Origin of the sequence: Moorena sp. SIO2C4, assembly GCF_010672485.1 — a bacterium.
Lineage (GTDB): Bacteria > Cyanobacteriota > Cyanobacteriia > Cyanobacteriales > Coleofasciculaceae > Moorena > Moorena producens.
In genome coordinates, this window is record NZ_JAAHGN010000343.1 from 1 (window position 1) to 6,939 (window position 6,939).

Genomic DNA, 6,939 nt, shown 5'->3' on the forward strand with positions numbered 1-6,939 from the left:
CCAGCATAGTTGCCATAATAAGTAGCCCCATGTGCTTGTGCGCAATCTTTAATAATTTTTAGATTGTACTTTTTAGCTATATCCATTAATCTGTCCATATCATCCATTTGCCCATATATATGTACTGGGATAATCGCTACTGTTTTGCTAGTAATAGAATCCAAGACTGCATCTGGATTAATGGTTAGTGTTTTGGGGTCTATATCTACAAATACTGGAATACCTCCGACTGCATTTACAGCATAAGCTGTTGAAATAAATGTTAATGAAGGCACTATTACTTCATCACCTGGATTGATTCCAGCGCACATGAGTGCTATTTGCAAAGAGATAGTTCCAGATGATGTGGCAATTCCGGTTGTTCCCCATAAATCTTTTATCGATTTTTCAAGAGCAATAACACGATTTCCGCGTCCTGTATATTTTCCAGATAAAATTACTTCGTCAAATAACTCAAGAATCTGTTTTTTGAGAAACTCAAAGCGAAAACTATAGCCTTCAAAGGGAATTTTGGATCTACCGAACCTAGTGTCTATAAAACCGTGCTTATTCCCGACTAGGTCTGATTGGATGGGGTTTTTAGAAAAAATCATTCTATCTCTTGATGCAGTCGCTCATGGGGGAAACCCCCAAGACCGCGCTGCATCGCTTAAAAACTCAAATTACCGTCCAATCAGGATTATACTACAGCAATCCTAAATCATTTATTTGTAAAATCAGCATCTGTAATCGTTGCTGTGCAAGGGTTATAGCGATAGCTTTGGCCAATAGATTTAACGAATCATTTAGGACTGCTATAATTATTTTATAACATTTTTACACAGCCAGTTCGGTATAGCCAATTTAATTAGTTAAATTTTACTTAAATTCCAATTCTTTTGCGTCCTGTGCTGCAAGCCTACGCCAGACCTTAAGATTTACAGAAGGTAACTACGATATCCGATAAATTCATCAGTGACGAGTCTAATCACATTGGCTATTATGCTTACTGTATTGAAGAGTATATTAAGCGAGGCAATCGTGATTGGGTAAGGGAGATGATGATTCGTCGTCAAGCATCTGTGAATGAATTTTGCCTCGAAAAGATCGACCTAGAGCAGGTGAAAGGTTGAACGCGATCGCGTGGCCTAAAGGCCAAGATTCTTCACAGTTGAATCTTGACAGGTTGAAGGTTAAAGGTGATCAAACCAACCTTCAACCTTCTAACCTGCAACTTTTAACCCAAGCCAACCTAGAACCTTGGCCAATAGGCCACGCGATCGCGTTCAAGGTTTTTAGCCTACTGTCGAAGAAACTAACTCCCGTTCCTCTACCACATCAGGATTGGCTTGAGGAGTATCCGCCTCAGAAGGCGGTACCACTTGCCAGAATTTGGGCAGATATTCAGACCAGTTATCCAGAATCATCTGGGCTTTCGGGCTACCAGTCCGAGTGGCATGGTCTTGAATTAAGCCTTTCAACTGCTGCTCTCCAGCCGCTGAAATCAGCCGTTGAATCTTGACATCCTGGTTCACTTTGGCGGGAAAACTCTCCTCTTCATCTAGGAAGTAGGCTAAACCACCAGTCATACCAGCACCTACATTGCGTCCCACTTTCCCTAAGACTACAATTACACCACCGGTCATGTATTCACAGCAGTGATCACCAGCTGCCTCAATCACAGCACAGCCTTTAGAGTTGCGCACACCAAACCGCTCACCAGCACCGCCATGGGCAAATAAGGTTCCGCCAGTGGCACCGTAGAGGCAGGTGTTACCTACAATCACATTGTTAGCTGGGTCGTAGGTGGCATCAGCGGGTGGTTTGATAATAATTTCACCACCATGCATCCCTTTACCTACATAGTCATTGGCTTCACCAGTTAAAATCAGGGTCATACTAGGCAGGTTAAAGGCACCAAAGCTTTGACCCGCAGCCCCCTTGAAGTTGAGAGTAATGTTTCCATCGAAACCACTGTTACCATACTGCTTGGCAATTACTCCAGCAATTCGAGCCCCTACAGTACGGTCAGTGTTCACGATGTCCACATCTTTAGTCACAGACCCATGGTTTTGAATAGCATTCGTCAGGTCAGCGTCACCCAGCAGTTGATCATCTAGCACTGGGCCGTTGCTGTGGACATCCTTATGGTTGAGCCAACTGCGGTCTGTGCGAGTATCAGGCAGCTGAGTCAGACAATCTAGATTCAGCATAGATGTCTTAGTCAACTCAAGGTCCTCCCGGACTTTGAGTAGATCAGCCCGACCAATGATATCCTTTAAGGAACGGTAACCTAGTTTGGCAAGAAGCGATCGCACTTCCTGAGCCACAAAGTAGAAGAAGTTGACAACATGGCCTGGAATCCCGCTAAAGCGCTGGCGCAGCCGTTCTTGCTGAGTAGCAACTCCTACAGGACATTGATTGGTATGGCAAATCCGTGCCATAATGCAGCCTTCAGCAATCATCGATACCGAACCGAAACCGAACTCTTGTCCTCCCATCAAGGCCGCCATCAGTACGTCCCAACCAGTTTTTAAGCCACCATCTACCCGCAGCAAAACGCGATCGCGTAGTTGGTTTTCCATCAAGATCCGATGTACTTCAGTTACTCCCAGTTCCCAAGGCACTCCAGCGTGCTTAATCGAACTCAGGGGAGATGCTCCAGTCCCGCCATCATGACCAGAAATTTGGATTACATCCGCATTCGCTTTAGCTACCCCAGCCGCAACAGTTCCAATCCCAATTTCTGCCACCAACTTCACAGATACCTTAGCTTGAGGGTTAATCTGATGCAAATCAAAAATCAGCTGCGCTAGGTCTTCAATCGAATAGATATCATGATGGGGTGGTGGGGAAATTAGGGTTACCCCTGGCTTAGAACGCCGCAGCTTAGCAATGTAGGGACTGACCTTCTTACCCGGTAACTGACCCCCTTCCCCTGGCTTAGCACCTTGAGCAATCTTAATTTCTAACTGCTTCCCACTCATCAGGTACTCTGGTGTTACTCCAAAACGACCAGATGCTACTTGCTTAACCGCAGAGGAAGCAACATCCCCATTACGTAATCCCTTTAAGTGAGGTAGAGTCTGAGAATGACCAGTCTGATCCACATCATTCAGAATGGTGAAGCGCACTGGGTCTTCACCCCCTTCACCACTGTTGGATTTACCGCCAATCCGGTTCATCGCAATAGCTAGAGTTTCATGAGCTTCTCGGGATAGAGAGCCTAGGGACATTGCGCCGGTACAGAAGCGCTTGACAATTTCCTCAACAGGTTCTACTTCCTCGATCTCAATAGTAGGTTGGTCGCTGTTGAAGTCCAACAAATCTCGTAGTGCAGTTGCTGGACGCTCTTCCAACAGTTTGCGATACACATCGTAGTGGTCGTAGGCTTCTTTGTTAGCTTCAAGGTTTGAAGGTTTAACCTGCAACTTGCTAACTTCCAACTCTTTGTGATGTTTCCCGTTGCCATTGTTAGAGGATTGGTCACGGACGAAAGCAGAAACCGCCTTGTGTAGGGCTTTAGCCATTTGAGGGCTGTTCATGTGATACTCGCCCCGAGGACGGTAATTGATAAAGCCAAAGTTTTCCAGTTTCTTAGCCGTCAGGGGGAAAGCCCGCTTGTGAAACTCCATCACTTCCTGAGCTAAATCAGCAATACTCAAACCTCCCAGCCGGGATGTAGTTCCCTTAAAGGCTAGTGCCAATAAATCCCCACCAATGCCAATAGCTTCAAAAATCTGAGCGCCATGGTAAGACGATAATAGGGAAATTCCCATCTTAGATAGGATTTTCAATAAACCTGCTTCTACCGCCTTGCGATAATTTTTCTGAGCTTGGTCTATGGTTAGGCTTTCCAGTTTCCCCTGGGCCATCAATTTTTGAGTTTTAGGATTAGCCCACCAATTCCGCACCGATTCCCAAGTCAAATACGGACAAACTGCTGATGCACCATAACCGATTAAGCAAGCATAGTGATGAGTACTCCAGCATTGAGCCGTTTCCACAATAATGGATGCCTTCATCCTTAATCCTTGAGAGATCAGGTGGTGGTGAACCGCACCTACAGCCAACATCGGTGGAATATAGGTGTAGTTTTCAGAAAGCCCTCCAGCAGTTTTATCACTCAAAATCAGAATCTTTTTGCCAGCCCTTACCGACTCAGCCGCTTGGTCACACAGACGACTCACAGCTACTTCTAGCCCCCCCGGACCAGTAGCAATTTCAAATAAAGTAGACAGTTCAGCCGTCTCAAACCCTGAGGCTTTCACCGCTGCCAACTCGGCCTCATTGAGTACTGGGGTTTCCAGCTTTAACAACTGGGCATACTCGGGCTTAGCTTCTAATATATTCCCTCGCTCACCCAGCTCTATACTCAACGACATCACCAAACTTTCCCGCAGAGGGTCAATAGGTGGGTTAGTGACCTGGGCAAAGCGTTGTTTGAAATAGTCATAGAGTAGTCGAGACTTATTGGAGAGTACCGCCAAGGGAATATCATCTCCCATACAGAAAGTAGGTTCTTTCCCCTGGGTGCTCATCGGCTGGATGATCATCTCCACATCCTCAGCAGTGTAGCCAAAAGCGGTCTGCTGACGCAGTAACTCAGCCGCATCTTGTTCAGGAGCCTCAGTAAAGGGTTGGGGTTCCAATTTTACACGATACTGCTTCAGCCATTGACCATAGGGTTGCTGAGCTGCCACCCGTTGCTTGATGTCCCAGTTTTTTAGAATTTCGTTGCTTTCCAGGTCAACAGCAATCATTTGCCCTGGTCCGAGTCTGCCCTTTTCCACAATCTCGGATTCTGGCAAGTCCACTACCCCCACTTCTGATGCCACCACCACATAGCCATCCCGGGTAATGCTATAACGAGCCGGTCGTAATCCATTTCGGTCTAGGCTGGCTCCCACTGTTTTCCCATCACTGAATACTAATAGCGCTGGACCATCCCAAGCTTCCTGAATTCCACTGTAGTATTCATAAAAATCAACAATTTCCGGATAGTTATCCAAATCCGGCTGATTTTGGTAAGCCTCCGGCACCATGATCATTAATCCTGCCAGAGGACTGCGTCCAGATTGCACCAGTAATTCAAATACATTATCTAAGATGGCTGAGTCACTGTTTTCTGGATTGATAATAGGCTTGATCTCATCTAAGGAGTTATTTGGTTTCAGGTTAGTTTCGGTTGCAGATTCAAGGTTATTTGCCTTCAACCCTTTTTCCCAAACCGGATGAGCCAAGTCAGCCTCTCGGGCGATCATCCAGTTGACATTGCCCAACAGAGTATTAATCTCACCATTATGTCCCAACAAGCGCATCGGTTGAGCGAGGGGCCACTTGGGCATAGTATTGGTGCTAAAGCGTCGATGATAGACAGCAAAACCACTCTGGTAATCAGGATTTTTTAAATCTAAATAAAACTCTCCAAGTACCGCTGAGCGCACCATGCCTTTGTAGACAATCGTGCGACTAGAAAAAGAGCAAAAATACCAATCCTCAGGCACTCGGATGGTACTCTGAGATTTTAGGGCCTTAGCAATGCGACAGCGAGTTTTGAACAGCAAACGCTCCAGTTCATCTCCTATCTCCCCTTCAGAGGCTACGATCAACTGTTCGATATGGGGTTGATTGGCTTTCGCTTGGATACCCAGGATCTCTGAACGTACTGGTACCACACGCCAGCCTAAAACCTTTAAGCCTTCTTGAGCGAGGACTTCCTCAACAATTGACTTACCTTGGCTAACCAACGTCTCATCCTGAGGCAAGAATACCATCCCAACTCCCAACTGCTCCGTAGGAGGCTGGTCAATTCCTTGTTCGGTCAACCATTTTTGCAACAGTTTCCAGGGAATAGCGGTCAATAAGCCTGCACCATCCCCTGAATCTTGGTCAGCACTACACCCCCCCCGGTGTTCTAAACAACCCAGTGCCACTAGAGCTTGTTCAATCAATTTATGGCTAGCTATACCCTGCCCAGAAGCAATAAAGCCAACCCCACAGGCATCTCGTTCCTCCACCAACCAACGTTGACCTGGATACGGTATCCTTTTGTGATAGTGTTGTAGATCTTCCTGGTTTTTCTGGTTATCGATATTATTCATCCAATTATTCACGGTGTTTAGTGATGCTTTCATTACAGACTGAGGACTATTAACCTAGTAGCAGTGACCTATAGACTGCTACTAGGCTGGAAAAATCAACAATGATTTACCATCAATGGTGAGCCAGAATTTGGTTGGGTCTAATCCCGAGTCCCTGGGTGGAAAAATCTATCAAGCTTTTTTTCCCTTAGAAACTCCTATCCTGAGTATCCAATGAAATCTGGTCAGCTGCTGACACAAAAGCTACATCCTCCGACACAGAGCAAGGGATGTAGTTAACCTGATCAGGTTTTACCAGTAGCAACACGCTTAGTGCTTCAACAAGGGCATGCAACTAACCACCTAGCTGATGACCAAAGTGACCAGGGTTCCCTGACGCTGGCATAAATCCTAGAAACTTACCTATATAGGTGGATAGTCATGATATAAGAAATAGGTTAGCGATAGCAATACCTAATTTCTCCATAAACCTACTGAAAATTTTACTCGGGAAGAAATTGGTGGATTTACCGTAGCAGTGATCAAGACCATTGAGCGAAACTCAAAATAGCTTTCTTAACGACTCTTTTGCACTGACAGGACTTGATGTTGTCACAGTAGCCTTCATCACAGTCTTAGTTTAGACCAGGTGGCATCTCCTCTCTAAATGCCTAGGTATTAGGCTCATGGTCTTAGGTCTTACAAAAGGCGGAGTTGAGGGCCTCCGTGCTTGACCCGGAGTGCTTCATAACTTTTTTAGAACCCACTTAGCCTAAATGCCTAGAGCGTTGCTCAATCTTTGAATGAATATAAGTAGAGTGGGCATCCTGCCCGCGCGAAAAGATATTGGAACTGGCATCTTGCCAGTTTCAATATA

2 protein-coding genes are annotated in these 6,939 nt (G+C 45.7%); both read right to left on the reverse strand.

The genetic code is table 11. The features are described from left to right. Positions 1 to 593, reverse strand: a 593-nt coding sequence (locus tag F6K20_RS18285) for a DegT/DnrJ/EryC1/StrS family aminotransferase (protein WP_287295567.1), incomplete at its 3' end; no start/stop codon positions are given. 681 nt (positions 594 to 1,274) lie between these two features. After that, positions 1,275 to 6,083, reverse strand: coding sequence for a glutamate synthase-related protein (locus F6K20_RS18290; protein ID WP_287295568.1), 4,809 nt, complete (start codon positions 6,081 to 6,083; stop codon positions 1,275 to 1,277). Positions 6,084 to 6,939: the final 856 nt, after the last annotated feature.